Origin of the sequence: Ensifer sp. Root1252 (assembly GCF_001425885.1) — a bacterium.
Taxonomy (GTDB): domain Bacteria; phylum Pseudomonadota; class Alphaproteobacteria; order Rhizobiales; family Rhizobiaceae; genus Ensifer; species Ensifer canadensis.
This window is the reverse complement of sequence record NZ_LMDT01000019.1, coordinates 1-24,131: the sequence shown is the minus strand read 5'-3', so window position 1 is coordinate 24,131 and position 24,131 is coordinate 1. Positions and strand designations below refer to the sequence as shown.

Below are 24,131 nucleotides of genomic sequence, written 5' to 3'. Positions count from 1 at the left end.
ATAGGTGTGCCAACGACATCTAAGTGAGGCGCAGACGGCATGCTACAGGCGGGCATCATCCCGGTTACTCATTTCCAGCAGAACTGCACGGTTCTCTTCGATGCTGAAACCAAGGAAGGCGTGATCGTCGATCCCGGCGGCGACGTCGATGTGATCCTCCAGACGATCCAGGAGAACGGCATCACGCTGAAGGCGATCTGGCTGACGCACGGCCACATCGACCATGCCGGCGGTGCCAAGGAACTGAAGGAAGCGCTCGGGCTTTCGATCATCGGCCCGCACAAGGACGATCTGCCGCTGTTGTCGCGGCTGGAAGAGCAGGCCGAGAAATTCGGCCTGGCGATGAAGGTCGAGAACGTCGTACCCGACCAATGGCTGGAGGACGGCGATACCGTCTCCTTCGGCAATCATGTGTTTGAAGTGCTGCATTGCCCCGGCCATGCGCCTGGCCACGTGGTCTATTTCAACCGGGTGCAGAATTTTGCCCATGTCGGCGACGTGCTGTTCCACGGCTCGATCGGTCGCACCGATCTTCCCGGCGGCAATCATCAGCAATTGCTCGATTCCATCCGCGACAAGATCCTGCCGCTCGGCGATCAGGTCGGCTTCATTTGCGGCCATGGCCCCGGTGGACAGATTGGTGAAGAGCGGCGCACCAACCCCTATCTGCGTGGTCTCTGACCCCGAAAAGACGCGGGCCCCGGTTCGGGAATATAGGCCGTAATGAAAAAGCGCATGCCCCGGGAAAAGGCATGCGCTTTTTGTTTATCGCATCGCGGCTTTTCAATCAGCCTGCGTCGCAGAAGTAGCTGCGGCCGTCGTAGCCGCGGAACGTACCGTTGTCCGGGTTGAACGAGCGGTAGCGCTGCGAGCAATAACGATACCAGGACGGGGTCCAGGGCTCGAGCGAACCGTAGCCGCCGCCGCCGTAGCCGCCGCCATAGTTGTCGACGACAACCGGACGCGCGCGATAGACAGGGCGCGGACGATAGACCGGGCGCGGCTCGTAATAATCGGGCTCCGGGTCGACATAGACGCGCTCGCTGTAACGCGGCTGCGAAGCAATCGCGCCGCCGATGATCACGCCGGTCGCCAGGCCAAGAGCGCCGAGTGCAACGGCGTCACCGTTGTCATAGTGCCTGCGGCGGTTCCAATCACCAGCCTCAGCCGTGCTGAGGGTCGGGAGAACCGAGGCGGCGGCGATGACCGAGAGAACCGTCGCTTTGATGAACTTGTTCATGGCTTCAATCCTGTGCATGGTCCGGAGCGTTTCCGGCCTTCATGATGAAAGAGTGTTAACCACGCCAAACTGAACGGGGCCTGAACAAAAAAACCCGGCATCGCTGCCGGGCTTCAACTTGAATCTTTCAGCAGAACCGGTGTTAGCCGGAGATCTGCAGGTTGACCGCCTTCGGGCCTTTGCCGCGGCGATCCGGTTCGGTGTCGAAGCTTACCTTCTGATTTTCCGACAGGCCGTTCAGGCCGGAAGCCTGGACAGCGGAGATGTGTACGAAGATATCTGCACCACCGTTGTCAGGCTTGATGAAACCAAAGCCCTTGTCGGTGTTGAAGAATTTAACAGTGCCAGTTTCGGCCATGCGTCAGGTCCTTTTCTCTCCACCCGTTTGACGGACGGGTAGCATTGCAGTTTGCCCGATTGGGCGTTGGGCAGGCAGTTCTCGATATTTGAGGAAAGGTTCCTGTTACCGCAGCCAGCCATCGGAAAGGTTGCAAACTCGCGTCCCCCCCAGTCTGGCCACCCGGAGTTTTTGCGTCTCCGGCCCGCTTTTATTTCAAGATCTTCCCATGCTCGTAGATTGCCCGAACAGAGTAAGATTGATGGGTTTATTTTGAATTGGCAAGCAAAACTTTTTAGAAGTGGTATTGCGTCTTGCCATTGCTCAAAATTCGGTCAGTCGCCGATTTTTCAGGTGATATTGAAGGTGCATCGCAAGCTGTTGAAATCACAGCTTTTTGAACGAATGTGCCGAGAAGTTGAGTGCTTTGCGCCGTTTTTCGCCGCAATCGGCGACCCCGCGATGGCTGCCAAACAGGTCCATTCATTTGTCAAGCGACTGATATGGTTGAAGCTTCTTGCCAAAGTGATGCTGTCGGGCACCGTGGCGGTTCGCTTTGCAGAAATCCTGCAAGTAATAACCGGGAATCGGCAGGTTGCATCGCGGCGCTTTAAAGTGAAGCAACAGCTTTGCGGGGCGGGGCAATAACAAGTAACGCAGCAGTTCAGTACCCGCCAAAATCAAGGGTTATAGTTCTGCAGGTCCCCGCGCATGCCTATCTCGTCTCAGGCTGCGGCTTCCTTCCGGCCACCTTTCGTGATCTCGGGCACGATCTCGACGACCAGCATGGCGGCAAAGATGATGGCGCAACCGACATAGCCGATGGGCGTGATGATCTCCCCGAGCAGCAGCACCCCGAAGAGGGCTGCAAACAGCGCCTCGCTCGACAGGAAGATCGCTGCCTGCGGTGCCGTGGTGTAGCGCTGGCCGACGACCTGGCAGATGAAGGCGACACCACTGGAGAAGATGCCCGCATAGAGGATTTCCGGCAGCGCGCCCTTAACCGCCTCCATGCTCAGGGGCTCGATCGCCAAAGCGACGACGCAGCCGAGTACGGCGCAAACGGCAAACTGCGTCATCGACAGCAGCATCGGCCGGCCGCTGCTCGGTGCGAAGATGCCGACAAGCATCAGCTGCAGTGCCCAGAACAGGGCGCAGACAACAGTCAGATAATCACCACCGGTCAGGCTCGACAGAGCGCCACCACTCAAAAGGAAGATACCGAGCAGGGCCATCAGCGCGCCGGGCCAGATGATCCAGTGCGGCCTGCGGCGGAGGAAGATGATGGTCAGCACCGGGACGAAGACGACGTAAAGCCCGGTTAGAAAGCCGGAGTTGGTGACGCTGGTGGTGAGCAACCCGTATTGCTGCGTAACGGCGCCTGCAAAAAGCGCGAGCCCGACAAACACGAAGTTGCGAAGGGTCCTGCCGGTCAACGGCTGCGGCGCCCGCCTGGTTTCAACGACGGCGAGCGGCAGCGCGACCAGGGTTGCGATGGCAAAACGAAGCGTGATGAACCAGAGCGGTCCGATCGCCTGCATCGCCGTCGACTGGGCGACGAAGCCGGCACCCCAGATGGCGCCGGAAAACAGCAGGAATAGATTGGCCTGGACGCGGGTCATCATTGCTCTCCTCAGATGCTTCGCCGTCTATCAGTTGCGATTTTTCCGGGCAAGGCTCATCGTCGGCGGCCGGCTGATCTGCGCGGCGTGCCGGCGACGGTTGCATGGTGGAGATGGGGACGGTGGAGATGGGCGAGAGCGGTTATTCGGGAACGCCGCTTGTCCGCAAGCTGGGCATGAGGGGCGGGCAGTCAGCGCTGTTGCTTGGCGTCCCTGACGATCTGACCGATATTGCCGGCTTTCCAGGGTTCTCCAGGTGCGAAACCGCCGTCGACGGCCCGGCGTCACGTCGGCACGACTACATCCACGTCTTCGCCGTGGAGAGGGCAAAGCTTGAAGCGCTGGCACTACCGCTTGCGGCGAGCCTCAAGGCCGACGGCATGATGTGGATCTCGTGGCCGAAGCGCGCATCGAAGGTTCCGACGACGCTGACGGAGGACGTCTTGCGCGAGATCTTTCTGGCGCTCGGGCTCGTCGACACCAAGGTCTGCGCCGTCGATGCGGTCTGGTCCGGATTGAAGTTTATGTTCCGCAAGGACGTTCGCGCCGATCTCTGATCCCGAATTTGGATTTATACGAGCGCCGGTTGGTATTACTGCGTCGGTGCCTTGGAGACCCTGAGCAAGGCGCCATCCTCTTCGTCCGTCACCATCAGCAGTGCGCCGTCCGGCGCCACCACGATGTCGCGGATACGGCCGAACTCGCCGTCGAACAGCCGTTCCTCGGAGGTCACAGCGCCGGTGTCGTCCCGCTCCAGCCGGGCGAGGAGCTGATACTTCAGCGCCGCCACCAGCAGGTTGCCATCCCACTCCGGAAACATCTTGCCGCGATAGACCGCGAGCGCGCCTGGCGCAATCGAGGGATCCCAGTAGTAGATCGGCTGGTCGAAGCCGTCCTTGGCCGTGCCTTCGCCAATCTCGGCGCCGGAATAGTCCTTGCCGTAGGTGATCACCGGCCAGCCGTAGTTATGGCCGGATTGCGGGTTGTTGACCTCGTCGCCGCCGCGCGCGCCGTGCTCTGCCGTCAGAAGCGTGCCGTCCTTCGGATCAATGGCGATGCCCTGCGGATTGCGATGCCCCTTGGACCAGATTTCCGGCAGGCCCTCGGTGCCCCCGCGATAGGGGTTGTCGGCGGGAATGCTGCCGTCGGCGTTGATGTGCAGGATGGCGCCGGCATGATCGTGCAGATCCTGGGCGCGCTCGCGCTCGCCGCGGTCGCCGATGCCGAAGAACAGGCTGCCATCAGGCGCGAATGCGATGCGCGAGCCGAAATGCTGGCCGTTGCGGGTCAGCTTGTTCATCCGGAACAGTTCCTTGACGTCGGTCAGGTCCGAATTATCCGCCGACAATGCCGCCCGCACCAGGACCGTTCCGAAACCGCCGTCTCCACTGGCCGCGAGCGTCAGGTAGAGCGTGCGGCTGGTGGCAAAATCGGGGGCAAGGGCGATGTCGAGCAGGCCACCCTGGCCCTGCTCGGCCACCTCAGGCACGCCGGAAAGCGGCGCCGAGGCCTTGCCGTCGCGGATGATGCGCAGCCGACCGGCGCGCTCGCTGACGATGTAACTGCCGTCCGGCAGCACCTCGACGGACCAGGGATGTTCGAGCCCGCTCGCCAGCGTTTCGACGAGAACGTCGCCATGCTGGGAGGGAAACTCACGCGTTTCCTGTGCTGCGGCAGCAAACGGGGCGGCAAACGAAACAAGGCCGGCGAGGAGCGGCAGCGCGCGAATTGTTCCCGCCATCCGGGTCGTTTCCAGCCTTGATGCCTGCGCCTGCCACATTCGATATCTCCGATCAGTTCATGCCGCCACACGCCAAGCTGGAGTGGTCACCCGGTTCGTTCAAGTCAAATCGGATCAAAATGGCTTTATTTCGAAACCGAGCCTGTCGTCAGCGGCACCGGATGCTGCTCGCCGACCAGTTCGGCGGTCACGATGTAGCGCATCGGTCCCGGCTCGATCGCATCGAAAGGGAAGCAGGTGGCAAGCGCCAGCTTGTGGCCACTGGCCGAGGCGTTGATGCCGCTCTCGTCCCAGCGCGCGACCCGGCCTTCGCCGGCGCGGAAGAGAAAGCGCCGCCCGTCCTTGCGGGTCAGCACCAGCAGGTCGCCCGCGGACACATCCTTCAGCCAGCGGAAATGCGTGTCGCGGTGGGCGGCGATGACCGAGGTGCCTTCGTCGCCGGGAAGGGGGGTGTTTGTGAGCCAGGCAGGTCCGAAGGCAAGCGCCTGGCCGCTTGCGCCCTTGAGCACGATCGCCGAGCGGTTGATGCGCGGCGCCATGATTTCCGCTGTCGTTTCGAAGTCGGCCCAGGGCCAGGGCCTGCCATTGGCCTCGCCGTGCAATTGCGCCTCGAAGCTCTTTTTCAAGAGGACTTGAGAGACCTCGGCCTTGGCCTTCATGTAAAATCCCTTGCCGACCAGCATCAGGCCGGCAAGGGCGAACAGGGCAATGAGCGCGACCACGATCGTCTCGATCGCCGAAAGACGGGCGAGGAAGCCCGGGCGTGGCCCGGGCAGGTCGTCGTCAGCGGCCATGGCGTCGAACCCCTGATGTGACGAGGGCGGCGATCTGCCCACGCCAGAAGACGAAGGTGCTGCCGGCAGCAAGGGCAAAGGCGAGCAGCATCAGCCCGATGAGGATCTGCTTGTCTGCTTCGGTTGCCGTCTGCGGCAGGTTCACCTGGTTGTTGGCTTCGGCAATCAGGCCGGCGGCGCGCGCCGTCGGTGCCGCCAGCATGCGGTCGGCGGTCAGCATTGCGAGCTTCGTCTGGCTTTCGGCCGAAGCCTCGCGCTCGTCGACCTTTTCTGTCGCATCGGACTTCTCGCCGAAAACCTTGCCGAAGTCCCAGCCGGCCGGCAGGTTGAGCGGCACAGCGGTTTCCGTCAGGTTTTCGCCGGCGGGCCGCGACGGTGTCGCATCGACGGCGACAAGGCTGGTGACGCGCGAGACCAGGTGATGGGCGAGCGCGACGGTTTCGATCTGCCTGTCGAGCGTTGCCGGGTCGGCGATCGTCGCCGCGCTTGCCTCGAGATCGTCGATCTTACGGCGGGCCCAGAGCTTGGCGACGCCTTCGCCGGTTGCCGCCTTGGCGATGTCCATCTCGACGCGCCAGGGCTGGTCGCCGGCCTTGCCGACGATGCGAAGCTTGCCTTCCGGCGCGGCGCCGTCGAGTTCGGCCGTCAGCACGACCGGCTCGCCGCGATAGAGATCGGGCATCGGGTTCGGGGTGATGTCGCCCGTGGCCGCACCCTCGAAAGTGGCGGAGATGTCGATCATAACAGGGCTCTCGAGCTTGGTGAAAAGCTCGCCCATACGGGCGGCCACCTGGCTCTCGGAACCGATCAGCGTGAAGGTGCCGCGGCCGTACTCAGCCGCCTTGGTCATGAAATGGCTGTTGGGCGCGGACCCGATGCCGACGGTGAAGACGCGCGCGTCGCCGCGGTTGTTCTGGATTTCCTGGAAAAGCTGGCCTTCATTGCCGATGGCGCCATCGGTGAGGAAGACCACCTGGCGAAGGGCGCCAGCGGCAACCGGTCCCTGCGTGCGCAGGGCCGCTTCCAGCGCCGGCAGCATTTCGGTGCCGCCGTCGGCGGTCAGGCCGCGCACGAAGGAGATCGCGTCCTCGCGCTTGTCAGGTGTCGCCTCGACGAGCCCAGGGAAATGCACAGTCATCGTGTCGTCGAAGCGGATGACGTTGAACCGGTCTTCCGGCTTCAGCCGCGAGATCGCCAGCGCCAGGCTTTCCTTTGCCTGCTCCATCGACGGGCCGGCCATCGAGCCGGAATTGTCGATGACGAAGACCACCTCGCGCCGGAGTGGTTTGTCAGTCGCGGTCGCAGTGACCGGCGGGGTGACGAAAGACAGGAGATAGGTCTTGCCGTCGACGGTCTCGCGGAAGAGGCCAGCATAGGGGCTCTTGCCTGCGACAGCCTTCCAGCTGAGTTCGAAATCCCTGTCGGCCGGAACGCTTCCTGCTTTCAACGTGATCTTGCGAGTAAGCTGGTCGAGGGTGGTCGTTTCGATCTCGTGAAAGGCCGATGTCACTTCGCCGATCGGGAAGCCCGCCTTCAGGTTGATCGTCAACGTCACCGGGTTGATCCTGGCGTTCTCGCGCGGATCAAGCACCGGCGGCTCGATCTTTTGGCGATCGGGGACCGGATCGCTGACGGCATAACCGGAGCGGCTGTCGAGATCGACGGTCTGGACGACCGGCTGCGGATTGTAGCGAGGGGCGACCACCATCGGGAAGCGGAAGGTGAAGGCGTCGTTCGACTGGCGCACACCGCTTTGATATTCGATCTGCACCACCACCGTTTCGCCAGGGCCGATATTGGCGACCTGATTGGTGAAGAGGTTGGGGCGTTGCTGCTCGAGCAGCGCCGCCTTCTTGCCCTCGGCCTTTGCCTGCTCGTAGATCTCCTTGGCCGCCTGGCGCGGCTTGATCTGACCCTCGATGAAGCGGTCGCCGATCTGCATCTTCAGCGTGTCGACGGCGGAATCATCGGGAAGCGGGAAGACATAGGTGCCTTCGACCCATCCCTTGCTCGGGTTCTGGAACCGTTGCGTCACCCGGGTGCGCATGATCGGGCCGTTGACGTCGATCTGAACGTCGGTCGCCAGTCGCGGCGCCTCGACGAAATAGCCGGGCTCCTTGGAGGGGAAGAGCAGGGCGCCGGTGCCCATGTCGTTGGGCCTGACATAGCCGGCCATCTGCTCGGGCCTGGCGTTTGCTGTCTGGGCCGAGGCCTGGGTCATCAGGCCGAGGATCATCACGATGCAGGCGGCGAGCGCTGCGAGCGCCAGATACATGCCCCAGCGCGCTTCGTTTTGCCGTGTCCGTGATTCAGCGATTTCGTCGTCGAGAAACATTGCATACCCCCGTCATGCCATGCGTTCGGATCATGGAAGGAAAGGCCCGGAAATCGGCTGTTGCGGGACGGAATTGCGGCGTTCCGCGACAGTTGTTGTGGCCAAAATATGGCTTTTCGAAAAAAGTCGAAATCCGCTGTTTTTTCTGAATAAATCGGGACCGTGGCACGTGTCTGACTGACCGCGCCTTCATCGGATGGAAGCCCCGGTTTCTTGTCGGTATGCGGACCGTTCTGGCCGGGGCTGCCATCACCTCAGGCGGAGCGCGTCGATCGTGATTGCTGATCACACTCATGAAACTTTGTCATGGTGACGCATTTTGCCCGCATTCCGGCGGTTTTTCAGGCTCTGGCGCTTGCAAGACCGGGCGTCTTTCGACATAGACCTAACCGCTATGGAGCCTGACTTTTTCGTTCCGTAGCGCTCACCGCGTCTCGAAACGATCAGGACCTTTCATCATGGCCTTCCTTGCCGATGCCCTTTCCCGTGTAAAGCCTTCCGCCACCATCGCCGTTTCGCAGAAAGCCCGCGAGCTGAAAGCGAAGGGACGCGACGTGATCGGCCTTGGTGCAGGGGAGCCGGATTTCGACACGCCTGATAATATCAAGAAGGCTGCGATCGACGCGATCAACCGCGGCGAGACGAAGTACACGCCGGTATCCGGCATTCCGGAACTGCGCGAAGCGATCGCCAAGAAGTTCAAGCGCGAGAACAACCTCGACTACACCGCCGCCCAGACGATCGTCGGCACCGGTGGAAAGCAGATTCTTTTCAACGCCTTCATGGCGACCCTGAACGCGGGCGATGAAGTCGTCATCCCGGCGCCCTACTGGGTTTCCTACCCGGAGATGGTGGCGCTGTGCGGCGGCACGCCGGTGACTGTTTCGGCGACGCAGGAAAACAACTTCAAGCTCCAGCCTGCCGACTTGGACAAGGCGATCACGCCGAAGACCAAGTGGTTCATCTTCAACTCGCCGTCCAACCCGTCGGGCGCTGCCTACAGCCACGCAGAACTCAAGGCGCTGACCGACGTCCTGATGAAGCACCCGCATGTCTGGGTGCTGACCGACGACATGTACGAGCACCTGACCTATGGCGACTTCAAGTTCGCGACCCCTGTCGAAGTCGAGCCCGGCCTCTACGACCGCACGCTGACCATGAACGGCGTCTCCAAGGCCTATGCCATGACCGGCTGGCGCATCGGCTACGCCGCCGGCCCGCTGCAGCTGATCAAGGCCATGGACATGATCCAGGGCCAGCAGACCTCGGGCGCAACCTCGATCGCGCAGTGGGCTGCCGTCGAGGCGCTCAACGGCACACAGGACTTCATCCCCGAGAACAAGAAGATCTTCGAAGGTCGCCGTGATCTCGTGGTGTCGATGCTGAATCAGGCCAAGGGCATTGCGTGCCCGACGCCGGAAGGCGCCTTCTACGTCTACCCGTCCTGCGCCGGCCTGATCGGCAAGACCGCACCGTCGGGCAAGGTCATCGAGACTGATGAAGACTTCGTCTCCGAGCTGCTCGAAGCCGAAGGCGTTGCCGTCGTGCATGGCTCGGCCTTTGGCCTCGGCCCGAACTTCCGCATCTCCTACGCGACGTCGGAAGCGCAGCTGGAAGAAGCATGCCGCCGCATCCAGCGCTTTTGCGGCGCCTGCAAGTAAGCTCAGGCATTCCATCTCATGAAAAGCCCGCCGGCAACGGCGGGCTTTTTTGTTCGTAAACGGATTCAACGGGCGGTCAATTTGATTCAAGCGCGGCGGCTAAGGCGTTGAAATCAGAGTCGAACTGCCCTTCGTTCAAGCCCCCGGAACCTCGTCATCGCCGACGACGCCGCCCTCGCTTTCGAGAATGGAGAGGCGACGTGCCTCGGAACGGGTAAACTTCAGGCAGACGCCGATGCCGCGTTCGCCTTCCGGCAGAAAAATGGCGCCGGCATTTTCGAGTGCATGCGTCAGCGACACGATCACCGCGTCGGCGGGCTTTTCCAGCTTGCGCTCGAACTTCAGGATCGTGTCTTCGTCGACGCCTGAAAAGCTCGCCAGCATCTCGCGCGAAATTTCGATCAGAGCCCGGGCGGCGCGGCACTGTGGACCTGTAATCATCGTCACCTCCAGTTGCGGCGAGGATGCGTGAAGCCCGGCGGCGGGTCAACAGCAAGCGAGGGCCCGCGACCTTTCGACCGCGGACCGTTTTGCTCGAGCCGGTTGGTTATGACGATGTTTAGGCGAGCGGCGGACGCTGCTTTCGCCGGCGCCTGCCACCCGTGGACGACAGAACCCTATTTTGCCCGCATTCCCTCGATGATGCCGGAGATCTCGTCGGCACCGAAGCCGCCGGCGAGGCGCTTTTGCGCCAGTCTTTCGATCGGATCCATGAACGCCGGATCGATGCCCTGGCTGCGGCTTGCGGCGACGATATTGGTGATCGCCACCGATTGCATCGCAAGGTTCGACATCACGTCGCGGGCGTGGTCGCCGCTGTCGATCCGCTCGGCAAGGTCGGGCAGAGCCGTCATCATCGCTGCCAGCCAGGGCTCGACGAAGGCTAGGAACTGTATTGCCGTGACGCCAACGCTGCCGGCAAGCGCCGTTGCGTGCAGATAGCCGCCGAAGAGGCCGTACATCGCCGACAGCAATGCGAGGTCGTTGACCGCGGCGAGAACAGGATCTTCGCCGAGATAGTGGCTCTGGCCAAAGGCAGCCAGTTGCTCCTTTGCGCCCTCAAACGCATCGGCGCTGCCGCTGTAGAGAATGAAGGCGTGCGACGAGCCGATCATCGGCGGCGTCGCCATGATGCCGCCGTCGAGATAGAGCGCACCGTATCCGCCAAGACGGCCGGCGATCGCCCGGACCTCGTCCGGGCGACCATCGGTGAGGTTGACGACGGTCTTGCCGGCCAGCAAGGGAGCGGCGTCGGCAAGCGTGGCTTCGGCGGCGGTATAATCGGTGAGGCACAGCACGATCACGTCGCTGACGTCGATGGCTTCCTGCACCGTTTCGGCTCGGCGCGCGCCGCGGGCAACAAGTGTGTCAGCCCGCGCCTGGGTGCGGTTCCAGACCGTCGTTACGTTGCCTGCTTCGATGAGGGCGTTTGCGAGGGCCGTGCCCATGGCGCCGAGGCCGATGATGGTGATGCAATTGGACATCCGATTCTCCGTTCTGGCTTGTTTCAGGCAGCCGGCGACAATTGCTGGCCGAGACCGCCATCGACCGTCAGCCTCGCGCCAGTGGTAAACGTCGCGTCGAAGGCGAGGAACAGCACGGCGCGGGCCACTTCGTCGGCGGTGCCGTTGCGGCCCATGGGCGTGATCGCGTCCCCCAGCGCCTTGAACTCTGCACGCTCGGCATCGGTGATGCCGGCAACGCCCTTGGTCGGCGTGTCGATGAAGCCGGGGCTGACCGAGTTGACGCGGATGCCGCGTGGCAACAGTTCGGCGGCAAAGACGGAGGCAAACGAGATCAGTGCCGCCTTGCTGCCGCTATAGACAGCCATGCCCGCATGACCGCCGACATCGGCGACAGAAGAGGTGAAGACGATGGAGCCGCCGTCGCGGATGAGCGGCGCCAGCCGCTGCACGGTGAAGAAGGCGCCCTTGGTGTTGATGGTGAACTGTCGGTCGTAGGAGGCCTCCGTCACCTGGTCGAACGGTTCGAGCAGCGACGTGCCGGCGTTGACGTGCAACAGATCGATCGACCCCAGCTTTTGGCCGACGGTCGCCCCGAGCACGGCGATCTCGCCGAGGTCGGAGATGTCGGATTTTACCGCATGGACACGCGCCCCGAAGCGCTCCTGGATCTTGGCGAGGTTGGCCGCATTGTTGCCGGTCAAGAGTACTTCCGCGCCGCCGTTGACGAGCCGTTCGACTGTCGCCAGGCCCATGCCATGCGTGCCGCCGATGACGACGGCTTTCTTGTCCTGATAGCTACCCATGATCTTTTCCTTCGATGTGAGTTCGATGGAGAAGAGATAAATTCATGGACGATATTGCGGAAGACGGGCAAATGTGGATGTATCGTCCACATTTGTAGACATCGGAAAATGGCCATGCGCAATCTCAACGACTTCATCGTCTTTGCCCATGTGGTCGATCACAAGGGGTTCGCGCCGGCCGCGCGCGCGCTCAACATGCCGAAATCGACGCTGAGCAAGCGCGTGGCCGAACTGGAAAAGACACTCGGCGTCAGGCTGATCAACCGCACGTCGCGCCGCTTCACCGTGACCGAGATCGGCGAGGACTTCTATCGACATGCCGCGGCGATGCTGATCGAGGCGGATGCGGCCGAAGCCATCGTCAAGGGCCGGCTCGCTGAGCCGAGCGGCACGGTCAGGATCACCGCCTCAGTGCCGACGGCGCAGATGACGCTGGCAGGCCTTCTACCGCCGTTGGCGCTCGCATACCCTAAGATGCGCGTGATGGTGCACGCGACCGACCGTTTCGTCGACGTCGTCCAGGAAGGCTTCGACATCGCCGTGCGCGATCACTTCGCGCCCTTGCCCGATTCGGGTCTTGTGCAGCGGCGGGTGGCAACGGACGCCATCTGGCTGGTGGCGGCACCGGCCTATCTCGAAAGCCGCGGGGCCCCGCGCGAACCGAGCGAGCTTTCGCGTCATGACGGACTTCTGGCGTCGTTGACCGCCGAGGGATGGACGATGCGCAATGATGCGGGTGTGGTCGTCCGGGTCCGTCCGGAGCCGCGTTTCCTTGCGGACGAATCCAATGTGCTCCGTGCGGCCGCCGTTTCCGGCCTCGGCATCACCGCGCTGCCGCGCAAACTCTGCCGGGCGGAAATCGAGGAGGGCAGCCTCGTTCGTGTCCTGCCCGATTGGGAAGCGGGCAGCGTCACCACGACCCTGCTGATGCCGCATCGGCGGGGGCAACTGCCGTCGGTGCGCGCGGTGGTCGACTTCATCGCCGAGCATCTGCCCGGCGCGCACGGGTCGGCCGCATAGCTGCAATGATTGGCCAGATGGCGTGCATCACTGCCGTTGCGCGTCGGGCGGCCCCAACCTATCCTTCGCCCGAACGGATGCCCGAGTTGTCGAATGATCCCGCACGAGAACCATCAATGGACTTATTGGCTGGGCCGGGCGTCGCCTGAAGTCGAGTACGCCTTCTGGGCTGGCGGGCCTGCACCGGCACTTGGCATGCATTTCCACCCCGAAAGCCAGCTGACGACGGTGCATTCCGGCTGTCGCGCCTTTCAGGTGGGAAGCGTGATACTCCGGGTCGAGGCGGGGCAGTGCCTGCACATTCCCGCCGGTATGCCGCACCGAAGCCTTGCTGCCGAGCCCGAGGGCGCGCAATGCCTCAACCTCTACGCTGCCCTGCCGGATGCAGGCTGTGGCCCCACAGTATACTCGCTTCGTGAACTCGGGCTTTCCGAAGGGGAGGCCGATCCGCTCGCGCTGCTCCGCGGCGTTGGGGAACGATTGCAAGCGGGTGGCAGGTTGCCGGGACATGCGAGCGACGATCTCTGGCTTGGCGATATCGGTGTAAGCAGCATGACGGTCGGCAAGATCGCCGTTCGTCATGGTCTGAGCCGCGAAGGTTTCAGTCGTCGGTTCACGCGGCTGATCGGTATGTCGCCGCACGCCTATCGGCTGATGCACCGCCTGAACGCGGCCCGGCGCGATCTGCGATCGGAAACGTCGGTGGCCGACATCGCAGCAAAATATGGTTTTGCCGACCAGAGCCATCTCGGCCGTCATTTCCGCCGCGTCTTCGGCGCCACACCACGCGCCTATGGCGAAAACATGCGGGCGGTCACAAACGTTCCAGACGTGGTCACGGCCACAGGCTAGATCTCTTCGCATCATTGCGAAAGGCATGGCATGGACGGACTGATCGCGCCTCTTCTGTTTCTCGCCGGCATAGCCGGCGGCATCATCAATGCGCTAGCAGGGGGCGCAACGCTGATCACCTTCCCGGCGATGCTTGCCGCGGGTCTTCCGCCTGTTGTTGCCAATGCCTCGAATGCCATTGCCATCGCACCTGGGCACCTGCTGGCGGCGATTGCCGATCGCGAGAAGCTGCCGACCTTCGATCGGCGCATGCTGGTCCTGCACGCCCTCTGCGTCGTTGGCGGCGTCATCGGCGCACTGGTTCTGCTTGCGCTTCCCGATCGCCTCTTCGTGCTGCCGGTTCCCGGGCTCATCGGCCTTGCCACGCTGCTCTTTGCGTTTGCGCCGCGCATCGGCCAGTGGACCGTAACGCATCGCGGGAAGGGACAAGCATCAAGGACCGAAGGAATGGCCGCGCTGTTTGCCACTTCGATCTATGGCGGTTTCTTTGGTGCGGGGCTCGGCATCCTCCTGACGGCGGTGCTTTCGCTGCAAGAGCCGGGCGACATCCGCAAGGTCAAGGTGATGAAGAACCTGCTCGGCAGCTGTGTCAGCCTCGCGGCGATCGTCATCTTCATCGCGAAGGGCATGGTGCAATGGCCTGAGACGCTGACGATGTTGTCGGGCGCGCTGATCGGCGGCTATGCCGGCGGTCATCTGGTGCGGGTGCTGCCGGCCCAAGTCGTGCGGCTGTTCGTGATCCTCTCCGGCGCGGTCATGACCTGCGTCTATGCCGGCCGCTACTGGTTTTAAGGATGGCAGAAAGTTAGGGTTCAAATGAAAAAGGCCCGCTTGGAGCGGGCCTCTATGCTGTCTCGGTCGCGCGCTCAGCGCTCGGCAAGCGCCGGTTCGCCCTTTTTCTCGCGCACGAGGTTCATGAACCGGCGGAAGAGGTAGTGGCTGTCCTGCGGGCCCGGCGAGGCTTCCGGGTGATGCTGCACCGAGAACACCGGCTTGCCGGCGACGCGCAGGCCGCAATTGGTGCCGTCGAACAGCGAAATGTGAGTCTCTTCAACACCTTCCGGCAGCGACTTCGAATCGACCGCGAAGCCGTGGTTCATCGAGACGATCTCGACCTTGCCCGTGGTGTGATCCTTGACCGGATGGTTGGCGCCATGGTGGCCCTGGTGCATTTTTTCGGTCTTGCCGCCAAGCGCCAGCGCCAGCATCTGGTGACCGAGGCAGATACCGAACACCGGGATATCGCTCTTCAGCAGGTCCTGGATGACAGGCACGGCGTATTCGCCGGTTGCCGCCGGGTCGCCCGGGCCGTTGGAGAGGAAGATGCCGTCCGGCTTCTGGGCAAGCACCTCTTCGGCGCTCGTCGTTGCCGGCATCACGGTGACGCGGGCGTTGAGGCCGGTGAAGAGGCGCAGGATGTTGCGCTTGACGCCGTAGTCGAGGGCGACGACGTGGTAGTCGGCCTCGGCATCGCCGAGCGTCGAATAGCCTTCGTCCCAGACCCAGGGCTTCTCGGTCCACTGCGAGGACTGGCCGGAGGTCGCGACCTTGGCAAGATCGAGGCCTTCAAGCCCGCTCCAAGCCTTGGCTTCCTTCTTCAGCGTCTCGATGTCGAAGACGCCTGAGGGATCGTGGGCGATGACGGCGTTGGGCATGCCGTTTTCGCGGATCCAGGCGGTGAGTGCCCGGGTGTCGATGCCGCAGAGGCCGATGATGCCGCGGGCTTTCAGCCAGGCATCGAGGTGCTTGACGGACCGGTAGTTCGACGGCTCGGTGATATCGGCCTTGAAGATCACGCCGACCGCGCCGTGGCGGGCTGCCGGCGTCAGGTCTTCGATGTCCTCGTCATTGGCGCCGATATTGCCGATGTGCGGGAAGGTGAAGGTGACGATCTGGCTGAGGTAGGAAGGATCCGTCAGGATTTCCTGGTAGCCGGTCAGTGCCGTGTTGAAGCAGACTTCCGCCTGCACCTTGCCGGTTGCGCCGATGCCCTTGCCTTCGATGACGGTGCCATCGGCAAGAACGAGCAAAGCGGTGGGTTTTTCAGTGGTCCATGCGGGTGTCGCGGTCATCGTTCCTATCCCGTTGCGGCGCGAGGCGGGGCTTGAAAGCCCGACGGCTGATCGCCATTTTATGTGCTCAGGCATGGACGCGCGGAATCCCCGCGAAAAGTGCTCACATGCCAATGTCGTGCAGGTGCGGGAAAATAGCCAAAGCGCAAAGCCCGGTCAACCAGCCGCTGTGAATTGTCTGGAAATAAAATTCCTTTTAATTCAAGCGGTTGTGTAATCCGTTTGATTGCACCTGCCACACTGGTTTAAGACGACGACAACATTGACGCATCGAACCGGTTCCGGGCAAGAGCACCGCGGGCCGGCTTCGACATGGAGAAAGACATGCGCGACCAGTTCGCTGAGGTACTGAAAGAAGCCCTGAAGGCCAAGGACACGCGGCGCACCTCAACCGTGCGGCTGATCCAGGCTGCGATCAAGGATCGTGATATTGCCAACCGTGGCCTGGGCAAGGATCCGGTCGGCGACGACGAGATCCTGCAGATCCTCGCCAAGATGATCAAGCAGCGCGAGGAATCGGCGCGCATCTACGACCAGGGCGGCCGGCCGGAGCTTGCCGAGCAGGAGCGGCAGGAAATCGTCATCATCAACCAGTTCCTGCCGGCTCAGTTGCCAGAGGATAAGGTCAAGGAACTCTGTGCTTCGGTGATCCAGGAAACCGGCGCGCACGGGCTTCGCGACATGGGCAAGTGCATGAACGCGCTCAAGGAACGGTATCCCGGCCAGATGGACTTCGCCAAGGCCTCCGGCCTGGTCAAGGACCTGCTGAAGTAACCGACTGCGCCCGCTCGTCTGCGGCGGGCGCCGTTGCGGCATTGAAATTGCCGGTGAGCCTTTCATGGGCCTGATCGATCAGCGCGAACTTCTCCGCCTGATAATCCCAATATTCCCGGATGAAACCCTGCGACAGCCAGAGGCTGCTGCGACCCGGCGGGCCATCCCATCCCATGCCGCTGGGCACGGCGTTGAAGAAGCCGGCGCTGGATGCAAGTGCTTCGACGGTGATGGCCATGATGCGGGATCCGAGGTCGGGAGGCGAATTCATCCTGTTGTGCTTGGTCGGAGTCAGGGTCGATGCACGGCCTGGGTGTAGAAACATGTTCGCGCTAGACGCGCATCATCCGATGACCTACAGCAAGCGGGGTTTGCAATTGCCTTTTTACAGCCTGTGAATTGCGGGCAAGGCCGGTCAGCGCTGTGGCGTCCGGCGGTTTCGCCGCCTATATGGAGGATTGACCAGAGGTACCCATGCGCTTTTCACAGTCCTTTCTTGACGAGATACGCGACCGCGTGCCGATTTCGGACGTGATCGCCAAACGCGTCACCTGGGATCGGCGCAAGACCAATGTCTCGCGCGGCGACTACTGGGCCTGCTGCCCGTTCCACGGCGAGAAATCTCCGAGCTTCCACTGCGAGGACCGCAAGGGCCGCTACCATTGCTTCGGCTGTGGCGTTACCGGCGACCACTTCCGCTTCCTCACCGATCTCGAAGGCCTGAGCTTCCCCGAGGCGGTGCAGCAGATCGCCGACATGGCCGGTGTTGCCATGCCGCAGCCCGACCCGCAGGCCGAGAAGCGCGAAAAGGAACGCACCAGCCTGCTCGATGTGATGGAGCTGGCGACCCAGTTTTTCGAGGACCAGCTACAGACGGCCAATGGCGCCAAGGCGCGCGCCTATCTGCGCGAGCGCGGGCTGACCGGCCGCACCATCGAGACCTTTCGCCTCGGCTTTGCGCCCGACAGCCGCAATGCGCTGAAGGAATTTTTGGCCGGCAAGGGCATCGGCAAGGAGCAGATAGAGGCCTGCGGCCTGGTGGTGCATGGTCCCGAAGTGCCGGTTTCCTACGACCGCTTCCGTGACCGCATCATGTTTCCGATCCTGTCGTCGCGCGAAAAGGTCATCGCCTTCGGCGGCCGCGCCATGTCGCCGGATGCGCCGGCGAAGTATCTCAATTCGAATGAGACCGAGCTCTTCCACAAGGGCAACGTGCTCTACAACTTTGCCCGGGCACGCCGTGCAATGTCCGGGGGCAGCCGCCCCGGTGATGCCGGGCAAAACGAAAGTGCTACGGCGACGATCATCGCGGTCGAGGGCTATATGGACGTGATCGCGCTCCACCAGGCGGGCGTCGAGAATGCCGTTGCGCCGCTTGGAACAGCACTCACCGAAAACCAGCTCGATCTGCTCTGGAAGATGACGTCGCAGCCGGTGCTCTGCTTCGATGGCGACGGCGCCGGCATCCGCGCTGCCAACCGCGGCGTCGATCTGGCGCTGCCGCATCTGAAACCCGGCCGCTCGGTGCGCTTTGCCATGCTGCCTGACGGCAAGGACCCGGACGATCTGGTGCGGCAAGAGGGGCGGGCGCCCTTCGACCAGGTGCTGGCCAATGCAAGGTCGCTGGCCGAGATGGTCTGGCAACGTGAAATCCAGGGCGGCTCGTTCGATACGCCGGAAAAACGCGCCGAACTTGAAGCGAGGCTGAAGCAGGTCACCGCCGTCATTGCCGACGAAAGTGTGCGGCGCCACTATGGCCAGGACATGCGCGACCGGCTGCACGCCTTCCTGCAGGCCTCAAGCCCCGGTCGCGGCGGCGAGCGGCGGCAATTCGAGCGCGGCGGCCGCCAGGGCGGCGGCCAACGCGGCGGGCAGGGTGGACGCCAGCCCAACACCTCGGGTCCGACGGCAATCTCGGACCGGCTGGCGCGCTCGTCGCTGGTCAGCGGCCAGCAGGCGGTGCCCTCGTTGCGCGAAAGCGTGCTGGCGCTCACCATCGTCAACCACCCGCAACTGCTGTTTGACGAATACGACGAGATCTCGACCATCGAGTTCGACCACCGCGATCTGCAACGCTGCTGGGCGGCGGTGCTCAATGCGGCTGCCGCCAACGGCCCGCGCCTGACGCGTGAAGGGCTGGTGGAACAGCTGGAAGCCGAAGGCTTTGCGCCCTTGATCGCGGCCATCGACCAGCAGATCCGCTATGCCCGGCTGTGGACGGCGACAGCTGCTGCGGCACCCGAGGATGCGCGCGAGGGTTACCTGCAGGCGCTGGCGCTGCACCAGCGCTCCAAGGCGTTGCATTGGCAGCGGCGCGAGCTGGAGCGGGAACTGGCGCATGCGACCGAGGAGGGAGACCTCGAGGCCGTGCCTCAGCTCCTGCGCACACTTCAGGAAGTACAGTTCGAAGTGACGCGGCTTGAAAACCAGGAAGCGATCATCGAAGGCTTCGGTGTGCTCTCCGGCCGCGTGAAGGGACCGGCGGCCCGGTGACCGCCGAAAAGTCGCGCGCCCACGCCGAAATCCGGTCCGGTCTCAACAGTATGCCGACTATTCGCGCCAATGTTCGGCCACCCAGGGAGCTGGGCGGATATAGTGGCGCAGGTAGCGGATTGGATTCTTTTCACGCCGGTCACCGGAAAACAGGCGCCGGATATGCCCGAGCGGCGTGTCCACGCGGCCGCGATAGCCATACTGTCCGTCGATCGCATGCTGCGGCAGCAGGCTGCGGGGGAAAAGCACCACGCGTGCATCGGTCGGCAGGCGCGGCGCGAAGAAGTAGTTTAGGGGGAGCGGCCAGTGGCAGTCCTGCCGGAAATGCAGCACCCAGCGCCTTGGGAAAAGTTTTACGCCGCCCGGCGCGTTGCGCGTCACGAAACGCTGCTCGAAGCGGTATTCATTGGCAACGGCTTGCGGATCGGCCAGGAACTTCTGCTGCAGCGGCACCAGCTTGCCGACCGGGAAGCGAAACAGCGAGGTCTGGCCGAGCCGTTCGAACGGCGTCGTCTGGTTGCGCGCCAGGATCACATCGTCGGGTTCTCCGACCTCGAAGAAGGCGTCGAGCGACCCGACGATGACGATATCGAGGTCCAGAAACAGCACCGGTCCGCTGAGGTTGCCCAGCTTGGCGCCCCATAGCCGAGATTTGTTCCAGATGCCCGGCGTCTTCTCGGGCATTTTTCCAATGTCCAGCGGCGGCAGATCCTCGCAGAGAATTTCCGGGTGCAGACCCTCGCGATTGTCGGTGAAGCAGGTGAAGGTGAAGGGCGGGGTGATGTTGCGCGCCGCCATGGCATAGAGGCGGTTGATGAAGGGCGCGCCGTATTTGGTCCCCCAGTTGATGCAGATTAACTGCTTGACGCCGCCGCTTGCCGCCAGAATGCTAGACATCGTTACTTTCCAGTTTTTTCAATCCACGAGATTGCCGGTGACCGGAAGGGTCGCATCGGCGGCGAGTTCAGCTAACAGGTCCGAAGCCGCCCGTCCAGCCGCCGCGATTTGCCTTGCTCTATTCCGTTGACCGGAAGGCTATGGCATTGCGGTCGCTTGGGGCGATGATGATCAGGTGATTCCCGTAAAGGAGATATGATGGAGATTGGGCAAAGGGCGCAATGCGCCAAGGGCGTCGCCGGCCATCTCTTCGACGGAGCCGCGCCGGCACCTTTGGATGTGCTCAAACGCGTCTATGGCTACTCCGCCTTTCGCGGCCGGCAGCAGGAGGTGGTCGAGCATGTGGCCGCCGGAGGCGATGCAGTCGTTCTGTTTCCGACCGGCGCCGGCAAGTCGCTCTGCTTCCAGATCCCTGCACTCTGCCGTCCCGGCCTCGGCGTCGTCGTTTCGCCGCTGATCGCGCTGATGCGCGATCAGGTCGAGGCGTTGAAGCAGCTCGGCGTCAATGCGGCGGCACTCAATTCGTCCCTGACGCGCGAAGAAGCGGTGGCCGTGCGCCGGCAGATTGCCGATGGCACGCTTGACCTCCTCTACGTCACGCCCGAGCGCATCGTCACCGATGGTTTCGCCGATCTCATCGGCAATGCCCGCATTGCGCTTTTCGCCATCGACGAGGCCCATTGCGTTTCGCAGTGGGGTCATGATTTCCGGCCGGAATATCGCACCCTCGGCCTGCTTGCCGAGCGCTATCCCGGCGTTCCGCGCATCGCGCTGACGGCGACGGCCGATCCGCATACCCGCGAAGACATTATCGAGCGCTTGTCGCTGCAGGGCGCCGAAGTCTTTACCACCAGCTTCGACCGACCGAACATCGCCTATGAAATTGTCGAGCGCGACCAGCCGCGCCAGCAGTTGCTGCGCTTTGTCTCCCGCTTCCGCGGATCGTCCGGCATCGTCTATTGCCTGTCGCGGGCAAAGGTCGAGGACACTGCGGAATGGTTGAACGGGCAGGGCATTCGAGCGCTGCCCTATCACGCCGGCATGGACCGGACGCTGCGCGACACCCATCAGGACGCGTTCCTCAAGGAGGAGAGCCTCTGCCTGGTCGCAACCGTCGCCTTCGGCATGGGCATCGACAAGCCGGATGTGCGCTATGTCGCCCATCTCGATCTGCCGGGCTCGGTCGAGGCCTATTACCAGGAGACCGGCCGCGCCGGACGTGACGGCCAACCGTCCGAGGTCTGGATGGCCTATGGCATGGCCGACGTCTTGCAGCGCCGCCGGATGATCGACGAGGGCGCAGTGGCGGACGAAATCAAGCGCATCGAGCGCGGCAAGCTCAATGCGCTTTTGGCGATCTGTGAGACGGCTGGCTGCCGCCGACAGGCGATCCTCGCGCATTTCGGCGAGGCGCATCCCGGTCGTTGCGGTCATTGCGATACCTGCCTGAAGCCCGTGGAAACCTGGGACGGCACCGAGGCCGCGATCAAGGCGCTCGCCGCCGTCTACCGCACCGGCGAGCGCTTCGGCACCGGCCATGTCGTCGACGTGCTGATGGGGACCGTCAACGAAAAGACCGAGCGTTTCGGCCATGTCGACATCCCGGTCTTCGGCGCCGGCAAGGATCTGCCGGCGCGTACCTGGCAATCGGTGTTTCGGCAATTGCTGGCCGCCGGTCTCGTCAGCGTCGATCACACGGCCTTCGGCGCAGTCAAGCTCGAAGCGGAGGCCCGCGCCGTGTTCAAGCGCGAGCGCCAGGTGCTGTTTCGCAAGGACCGCCCGCAGACGGGCAAGGCGGCGCGGCAGGCGAAATCGGGCAGCCAGCGCGAGCGCGCCGACCTTGCCGGTTCCGACCTCGAACTGTTCGAACTGCTGCGCGCCGAGCGCTTCACCATCGCCAAGGACCTGAACGTGCCGCCCTACGTCGTCTTCCCGGATGCAACGCTGATCGCGCTCGCCAAGGAGCGCCCGCGCGGCTTCGACGAGCTGCTCGACATCCCCGGCATCGGCGAAAGCAAACGCGAGCGGTACGGCGAGGCATTTCTGGCCGTGATCGACGGGTATTTGGAGGGGTGAGGCCCGACGATTAGCTCTCGCGGTTGGGTTTGTCCCGATTCTCGTATCTTTTCGGCACTGGTGCAGTACGAAGTTGGGGGAGTTCCGCCCTCAGACCAGCTAAGTCGCGCCGCCGACGCGGCGCGGCTGGATTCCTGTGACAAGCACAGGAATGAGGGCGTGGCGGGCGGTCGAAATTCTTTCACCCAACTACAATTTTTACTTGTGCAATAAGCGCGATATCGCCAATTTCCCTTTCATGAGGGGCTATGTCTACATCCTCGCGTCCAAGCGAAAGGCACGCTTTATGTTGGCGTGACGAAGGATCTCGCCACCCGGCTTTACGAACATCAGAACGACCTGACGCCCGGCTTCACATCGAGATACGTCAAGACGCTGGTCTGGTTTGAGGAGTTTGATTTGCTGACCGCGGCGATAACTCGGGAGAAAACGATCAAGAAATGGCCTCGAAAGTGAAAGTTGAACCTGATCGAACGCATGAACCCGGATTGGGAGGATATCTCGCCCTATCTGCATGCCCTCTGACCAATGATCCCGTCTCATTGTCCTGAGCTTGGGATAATATTGCCGCGATTGTTGGGGACCAGATTCTGAATACGCTGGCTGCAACTACGTCCCCTCCCTCATTCCTGTGCTTGTCACAGGAATCCAGCCGCGCTGCGTCGGCGGCGCGAATGGATGGTGCTTGATGGGACAAAGGGTGCCAGCTTCGATCTTCGACCGCTCAAAAGCTGGAGTGGCCGAAGCAATATGTCTCGCACCGCCAAGGGCGCGACATAAAATTTCAGACCAGCGGGTCTGTTGCGAAAGGCCCTGTCGTTTTCCCTCACTACTGCCTCTGCGCATGGCCTGGCCGCTGGAATTTGCTGCAACGGGAAAGCTGTCGTGGTACTCGTCTGGCACGAAACGTCCTTTTCACAGTGAAAGCGGCCCGCCATGACCAATGCTTTTCTTTCCCACCTCCGCTCCGAACTCGATGGCTTGAAATCATCCGGTCTCTACAAGTCGGAGCGGGTGATCGTCTCGAAACAGGCGGGCGAGATCGAGGTTGCCTCGGGCGAGCGGGTGCTGAACTTCTGTGCCAACAACTATCTCGGCCTGGCCGACAATGCGGAACTGACTGAGGCCGGCAAAAAGGCGCTCGACCGTTACGGCTACGGCATGGCCTCGGTGCGCTTTATCTGCGGCACGCAGGAAGAGCACAAGCAGTTGGAGGCGCGCATCTCCGCCTTCCTCGGCCTGGAAGACACGATCCTTTATTCCTCCTGTTTCGACGCCAATGGCGGCCTGTTCGAGACGCTGCTGGGCGAAGAGGACGCGATCATCTCCGACGCCTTGAACCACGCCTCGATCATCGACGGCGTGCGCCTCTCCAAGGCCAAGCGCTTCCGCTATGCCAACAACGACATGGCGGCGCTGGAGGAAGAGCTGAAGAAGGCCGAAGGCAGTCGCTTCAAGCTGATCGCCACCGACGGCGTGTTCTCGATGGACGGCATCATCGCCAATCTCGGGGGCGTCTGTGACCTCGCCGAGAAGTATGGCGCCATGGTCATGGTCGATGACAGCCATGCGGTCGGCTTCGTCGGCAGGAACGGTCGCGGCTCGGCCGAACATTGCGGTGTCGAGGGCCGCGTCGACATCATCACCGGCACGCTCGGCAAGGCGCTCGGCGGCGCCTCGGGCGGTTACACGTCGGCCAAGGCCGAGGTTGTCGACTGGCTGCGCCAGCGCTCGCGGCCCTATCTGTTTTCCAACACGCTGGCGCCGGTGATTGCCGCCGCCTCGCTCATCGGGCGGTTACACGTCGGCCAAGGCCGAGGTTGTCGACTGGCTGCGCCAGCGCTCGCGGCCCTATCTGTTTTCCAACACGCTGGCGCCGGTGATTGCCGCCGCCTCGCTCATGGTCGGGCCGCGAATAGTGTTTCGGTGGAGGAAATGGCCTGCAGTT

The 24,131-nt window shown here is 62.8% G+C and carries 23 protein-coding genes and 1 pseudogene; 12 read left to right on the top strand and 12 right to left on the bottom strand.

The features are described from left to right. Positions 1-39 precede the first annotated feature (39 nt). Complete coding sequence (locus ASD02_RS19485) at positions 40-681, top strand: MBL fold metallo-hydrolase (RefSeq protein WP_025427907.1); 642 nt, start codon at positions 40-42, stop codon at positions 679-681. A gap of 106 nt (positions 682-787) precedes the next feature. Here ASD02_RS19485 and ASD02_RS19480 read toward each other — a convergent pair whose 3' ends face one another. Further along, positions 788-1,240 (bottom strand): BA14K family protein, encoded by a 453-nt coding sequence (locus tag ASD02_RS19480; RefSeq protein WP_025427906.1) that lies wholly within the window; start codon positions 1,238-1,240, stop codon positions 788-790. Positions 1,241-1,382: 142 nt separating this feature from the next. Next, complete coding sequence (locus tag ASD02_RS19475; protein WP_025427905.1) at positions 1,383-1,598, bottom strand: cold-shock protein; 216 nt, start codon at positions 1,596-1,598, stop codon at positions 1,383-1,385. A gap of 219 nt (positions 1,599-1,817) precedes the next feature. On the opposite strand from ASD02_RS19475, the gene ASD02_RS38330 reads away from it, so the two are divergent. Beyond that, positions 1,818-2,225, top strand: coding sequence for a hypothetical protein (locus ASD02_RS38330; protein WP_156408422.1), 408 nt, complete (start codon positions 1,818-1,820; stop codon positions 2,223-2,225). Between the two features lie 77 nt (positions 2,226-2,302). Here the strand turns inward: ASD02_RS38330 and ASD02_RS19465 are convergent, their stop codons facing one another. Beyond that, on the bottom strand, positions 2,303-3,199 hold the full coding sequence (locus tag ASD02_RS19465) for a DMT family transporter (RefSeq protein ID WP_025427904.1): 897 nt from the start codon (positions 3,197-3,199) through the stop codon (positions 2,303-2,305). A gap of 104 nt (positions 3,200-3,303) precedes the next feature. Between ASD02_RS19465 and ASD02_RS19460 the strand changes: the two genes are divergently transcribed. Beyond that, on the top strand, positions 3,304-3,756 hold the full coding sequence (locus ASD02_RS19460; protein WP_057221061.1) for a hypothetical protein: 453 nt from the start codon (positions 3,304-3,306) through the stop codon (positions 3,754-3,756). 35 nt (positions 3,757-3,791) lie between these two features. On the opposite strand, the gene ASD02_RS19455 is transcribed toward ASD02_RS19460, so the two are convergent. The 3 genes from ASD02_RS19455 to ASD02_RS19445 form a co-directional block, all read right to left on the bottom strand. Beyond that, entirely contained in the window at positions 3,792-4,940 is a 1,149-nt protein-coding gene (locus ASD02_RS19455) for a PQQ-dependent sugar dehydrogenase (RefSeq protein ID WP_051509213.1), read from the bottom strand. A 125-nt stretch (positions 4,941-5,065) separates the two neighbouring features. Next, positions 5,066-5,734: a class GN sortase gene (locus ASD02_RS19450; protein WP_025427901.1), complete on the bottom strand. Its 669-nt coding sequence runs from the start codon at positions 5,732-5,734 to the stop codon at positions 5,066-5,068. Then, the gene (locus ASD02_RS19445) at positions 5,724-8,009 is read right to left on the bottom strand and encodes a marine proteobacterial sortase target protein (RefSeq protein WP_244494244.1); all 2,286 of its coding nucleotides are present in this window, start codon (positions 8,007-8,009) and stop codon (positions 5,724-5,726) included. The genes ASD02_RS19450 and ASD02_RS19445 overlap by 11 nt, the downstream gene beginning before the upstream one ends. A gap of 518 nt (positions 8,010-8,527) precedes the next feature. Between ASD02_RS19445 and ASD02_RS19440 the strand changes: the two genes are divergently transcribed. Continuing rightward, positions 8,528-9,730 carry a pyridoxal phosphate-dependent aminotransferase gene (locus tag ASD02_RS19440; RefSeq protein WP_025427899.1) on the top strand — a complete coding sequence of 401 codons (1,203 nt, stop codon included), beginning with the start codon at positions 8,528-8,530 and terminating at the stop codon, positions 9,728-9,730. A gap of 135 nt (positions 9,731-9,865) precedes the next feature. On the opposite strand, the gene ASD02_RS19435 is transcribed toward ASD02_RS19440, so the two are convergent. From ASD02_RS19435 to ASD02_RS19425, 3 genes are all read right to left on the bottom strand, one after another. After that, entirely contained in the window at positions 9,866-10,171 is a 306-nt protein-coding gene (locus ASD02_RS19435) for a hypothetical protein (protein WP_025427898.1), read from the bottom strand. Positions 10,172-10,347: 176 nt separating this feature from the next. After that, entirely contained in the window at positions 10,348-11,214 is an 867-nt protein-coding gene (locus ASD02_RS19430; protein WP_057221059.1) for an NAD(P)-binding domain-containing protein, read from the bottom strand. 23 nt (positions 11,215-11,237) lie between these two features. Then, positions 11,238-11,999: an SDR family oxidoreductase gene (locus ASD02_RS19425; RefSeq protein WP_025427896.1), complete on the bottom strand. Its 762-nt coding sequence runs from the start codon at positions 11,997-11,999 to the stop codon at positions 11,238-11,240. A gap of 114 nt (positions 12,000-12,113) precedes the next feature. On the opposite strand from ASD02_RS19425, the gene ASD02_RS19420 reads away from it, so the two are divergent. The 3 genes from ASD02_RS19420 (at position 12,114) to ASD02_RS19410 (ending at position 14,663) form a co-directional block, all read left to right on the top strand. Next, the gene (locus tag ASD02_RS19420; protein WP_057221058.1) at positions 12,114-13,019 is read left to right on the top strand and encodes a LysR substrate-binding domain-containing protein; all 906 of its coding nucleotides are present in this window, start codon (positions 12,114-12,116) and stop codon (positions 13,017-13,019) included. A gap of 93 nt (positions 13,020-13,112) precedes the next feature. Then, positions 13,113-13,871, top strand: coding sequence for an AraC family transcriptional regulator (locus tag ASD02_RS19415; RefSeq protein WP_025427894.1), 759 nt, complete (start codon positions 13,113-13,115; stop codon positions 13,869-13,871). Between the two features lie 30 nt (positions 13,872-13,901). Then, on the top strand, positions 13,902-14,663 hold the full coding sequence (locus tag ASD02_RS19410) for a sulfite exporter TauE/SafE family protein (RefSeq protein ID WP_025427893.1): 762 nt from the start codon (positions 13,902-13,904) through the stop codon (positions 14,661-14,663). Between the two features lie 74 nt (positions 14,664-14,737). Here ASD02_RS19410 and carA read toward each other — a convergent pair whose 3' ends face one another. Further along, positions 14,738-15,943 carry a glutamine-hydrolyzing carbamoyl-phosphate synthase small subunit gene (carA, locus tag ASD02_RS19405; RefSeq protein ID WP_025427892.1) on the bottom strand — a complete coding sequence of 402 codons (1,206 nt, stop codon included), beginning with the start codon at positions 15,941-15,943 and terminating at the stop codon, positions 14,738-14,740. 324 nt (positions 15,944-16,267) lie between these two features. Here carA and ASD02_RS19400 point away from each other — a divergent pair, with 324 nt between their 5' ends. Then, positions 16,268-16,717, top strand: a complete 450-nt coding sequence (locus ASD02_RS19400; RefSeq protein ID WP_025427891.1) for a GatB/YqeY domain-containing protein — start codon at positions 16,268-16,270, stop codon at positions 16,715-16,717. Here ASD02_RS19400 and ASD02_RS19395 read toward each other — a convergent pair. Further along, complete coding sequence (locus ASD02_RS19395; RefSeq protein WP_025427890.1) at positions 16,698-16,955, bottom strand: hypothetical protein; 258 nt, start codon at positions 16,953-16,955, stop codon at positions 16,698-16,700. The genes ASD02_RS19400 and ASD02_RS19395 overlap by 20 nt on opposite strands. A 236-nt stretch (positions 16,956-17,191) precedes the next feature. Between ASD02_RS19395 and dnaG the strand changes: the two genes are divergently transcribed. Then, the gene (gene dnaG / locus ASD02_RS19390) at positions 17,192-19,210 is read left to right on the top strand and encodes a DNA primase (protein WP_025427889.1); all 2,019 of its coding nucleotides are present in this window, start codon (positions 17,192-17,194) and stop codon (positions 19,208-19,210) included. A gap of 57 nt (positions 19,211-19,267) precedes the next feature. On the opposite strand, the gene ASD02_RS19385 is transcribed toward dnaG, so the two are convergent. After that, a complete protein-coding gene (locus ASD02_RS19385) occupies positions 19,268-20,107 on the bottom strand; it encodes a hypothetical protein (protein WP_025427888.1) in 840 nt (279 codons plus the stop codon). A 198-nt stretch (positions 20,108-20,305) separates the two neighbouring features. Between ASD02_RS19385 and recQ the strand changes: the two genes are divergently transcribed. The 3 genes and pseudogenes from recQ to ASD02_RS19370 form a co-directional block, all read left to right on the top strand. Next, positions 20,306-22,183, top strand: coding sequence for a DNA helicase RecQ (recQ, locus tag ASD02_RS19380; protein ID WP_025427887.1), 1,878 nt, complete (start codon positions 20,306-20,308; stop codon positions 22,181-22,183). A gap of 238 nt (positions 22,184-22,421) precedes the next feature. Beyond that, positions 22,422-22,708, top strand: a pseudogene (locus tag ASD02_RS19375) (GIY-YIG nuclease family protein). Positions 22,709-23,119: 411 nt separating this feature from the next. Next, positions 23,120-24,131: glycine C-acetyltransferase (locus ASD02_RS19370; RefSeq protein ID WP_244494243.1), on the top strand; the 1,012-nt coding region annotated here is incomplete at its 3' end.

Bases quoted from the DNA above. Each gene is read 5' to 3' on its own strand.
- ASD02_RS19485 (WP_025427907.1), top strand. From the start codon at position 40: ATGCTACAGGCGGGCATCATCCCGGTTACTCATTTCCAGCAGAACTGC.
- ASD02_RS19480 (WP_025427906.1), bottom strand. From the start codon at position 1,240: ATGAACAAGTTCATCAAAGCGACGGTTCTCTCGGTCATCGCCGCCGCC.
- ASD02_RS19475 (WP_025427905.1), bottom strand. From the start codon at position 1,598: ATGGCCGAAACTGGCACTGTTAAATTCTTCAACACCGACAAGGGCTTT.
- ASD02_RS19465 (WP_025427904.1), bottom strand. From the start codon at position 3,199: ATGACCCGCGTCCAGGCCAATCTATTCCTGCTGTTTTCCGGCGCCATC.
- ASD02_RS19460 (WP_057221061.1), top strand. From the start codon at position 3,304: ATGGTGGAGATGGGGACGGTGGAGATGGGCGAGAGCGGTTATTCGGGA.
- ASD02_RS19455 (WP_051509213.1), bottom strand. From the start codon at position 4,940: ATGGCGGGAACAATTCGCGCGCTGCCGCTCCTCGCCGGCCTTGTTTCG.
- ASD02_RS19450 (WP_025427901.1), bottom strand. From the start codon at position 5,734: ATGGCCGCTGACGACGACCTGCCCGGGCCACGCCCGGGCTTCCTCGCC.
- ASD02_RS19445 (WP_244494244.1), bottom strand. From the start codon at position 8,009: ATGTATCTGGCGCTCGCAGCGCTCGCCGCCTGCATCGTGATGATCCTC.
- ASD02_RS19440 (WP_025427899.1), top strand. From the start codon at position 8,528: ATGGCCTTCCTTGCCGATGCCCTTTCCCGTGTAAAGCCTTCCGCCACC.
- ASD02_RS19435 (WP_025427898.1), bottom strand. From the start codon at position 10,171: ATGATTACAGGTCCACAGTGCCGCGCCGCCCGGGCTCTGATCGAAATT.
- ASD02_RS19430 (WP_057221059.1), bottom strand. From the start codon at position 11,214: ATGTCCAATTGCATCACCATCATCGGCCTCGGCGCCATGGGCACGGCC.
- ASD02_RS19425 (WP_025427896.1), bottom strand. From the start codon at position 11,999: ATGGGTAGCTATCAGGACAAGAAAGCCGTCGTCATCGGCGGCACGCAT.
- ASD02_RS19420 (WP_057221058.1), top strand. From the start codon at position 12,114: ATGCGCAATCTCAACGACTTCATCGTCTTTGCCCATGTGGTCGATCAC.
- ASD02_RS19415 (WP_025427894.1), top strand. From the start codon at position 13,113: ATGATCCCGCACGAGAACCATCAATGGACTTATTGGCTGGGCCGGGCG.
- ASD02_RS19410 (WP_025427893.1), top strand. From the start codon at position 13,902: ATGGACGGACTGATCGCGCCTCTTCTGTTTCTCGCCGGCATAGCCGGC.
- carA (WP_025427892.1), bottom strand. From the start codon at position 15,943: ATGACCGCGACACCCGCATGGACCACTGAAAAACCCACCGCTTTGCTC.
- ASD02_RS19400 (WP_025427891.1), top strand. From the start codon at position 16,268: ATGCGCGACCAGTTCGCTGAGGTACTGAAAGAAGCCCTGAAGGCCAAG.
- ASD02_RS19395 (WP_025427890.1), bottom strand. From the start codon at position 16,955: ATGGCCATCACCGTCGAAGCACTTGCATCCAGCGCCGGCTTCTTCAAC.
- dnaG (WP_025427889.1), top strand. From the start codon at position 17,192: ATGCGCTTTTCACAGTCCTTTCTTGACGAGATACGCGACCGCGTGCCG.
- ASD02_RS19385 (WP_025427888.1), bottom strand. From the start codon at position 20,107: ATGTCTAGCATTCTGGCGGCAAGCGGCGGCGTCAAGCAGTTAATCTGC.
- recQ (WP_025427887.1), top strand. From the start codon at position 20,306: ATGGAGATTGGGCAAAGGGCGCAATGCGCCAAGGGCGTCGCCGGCCAT.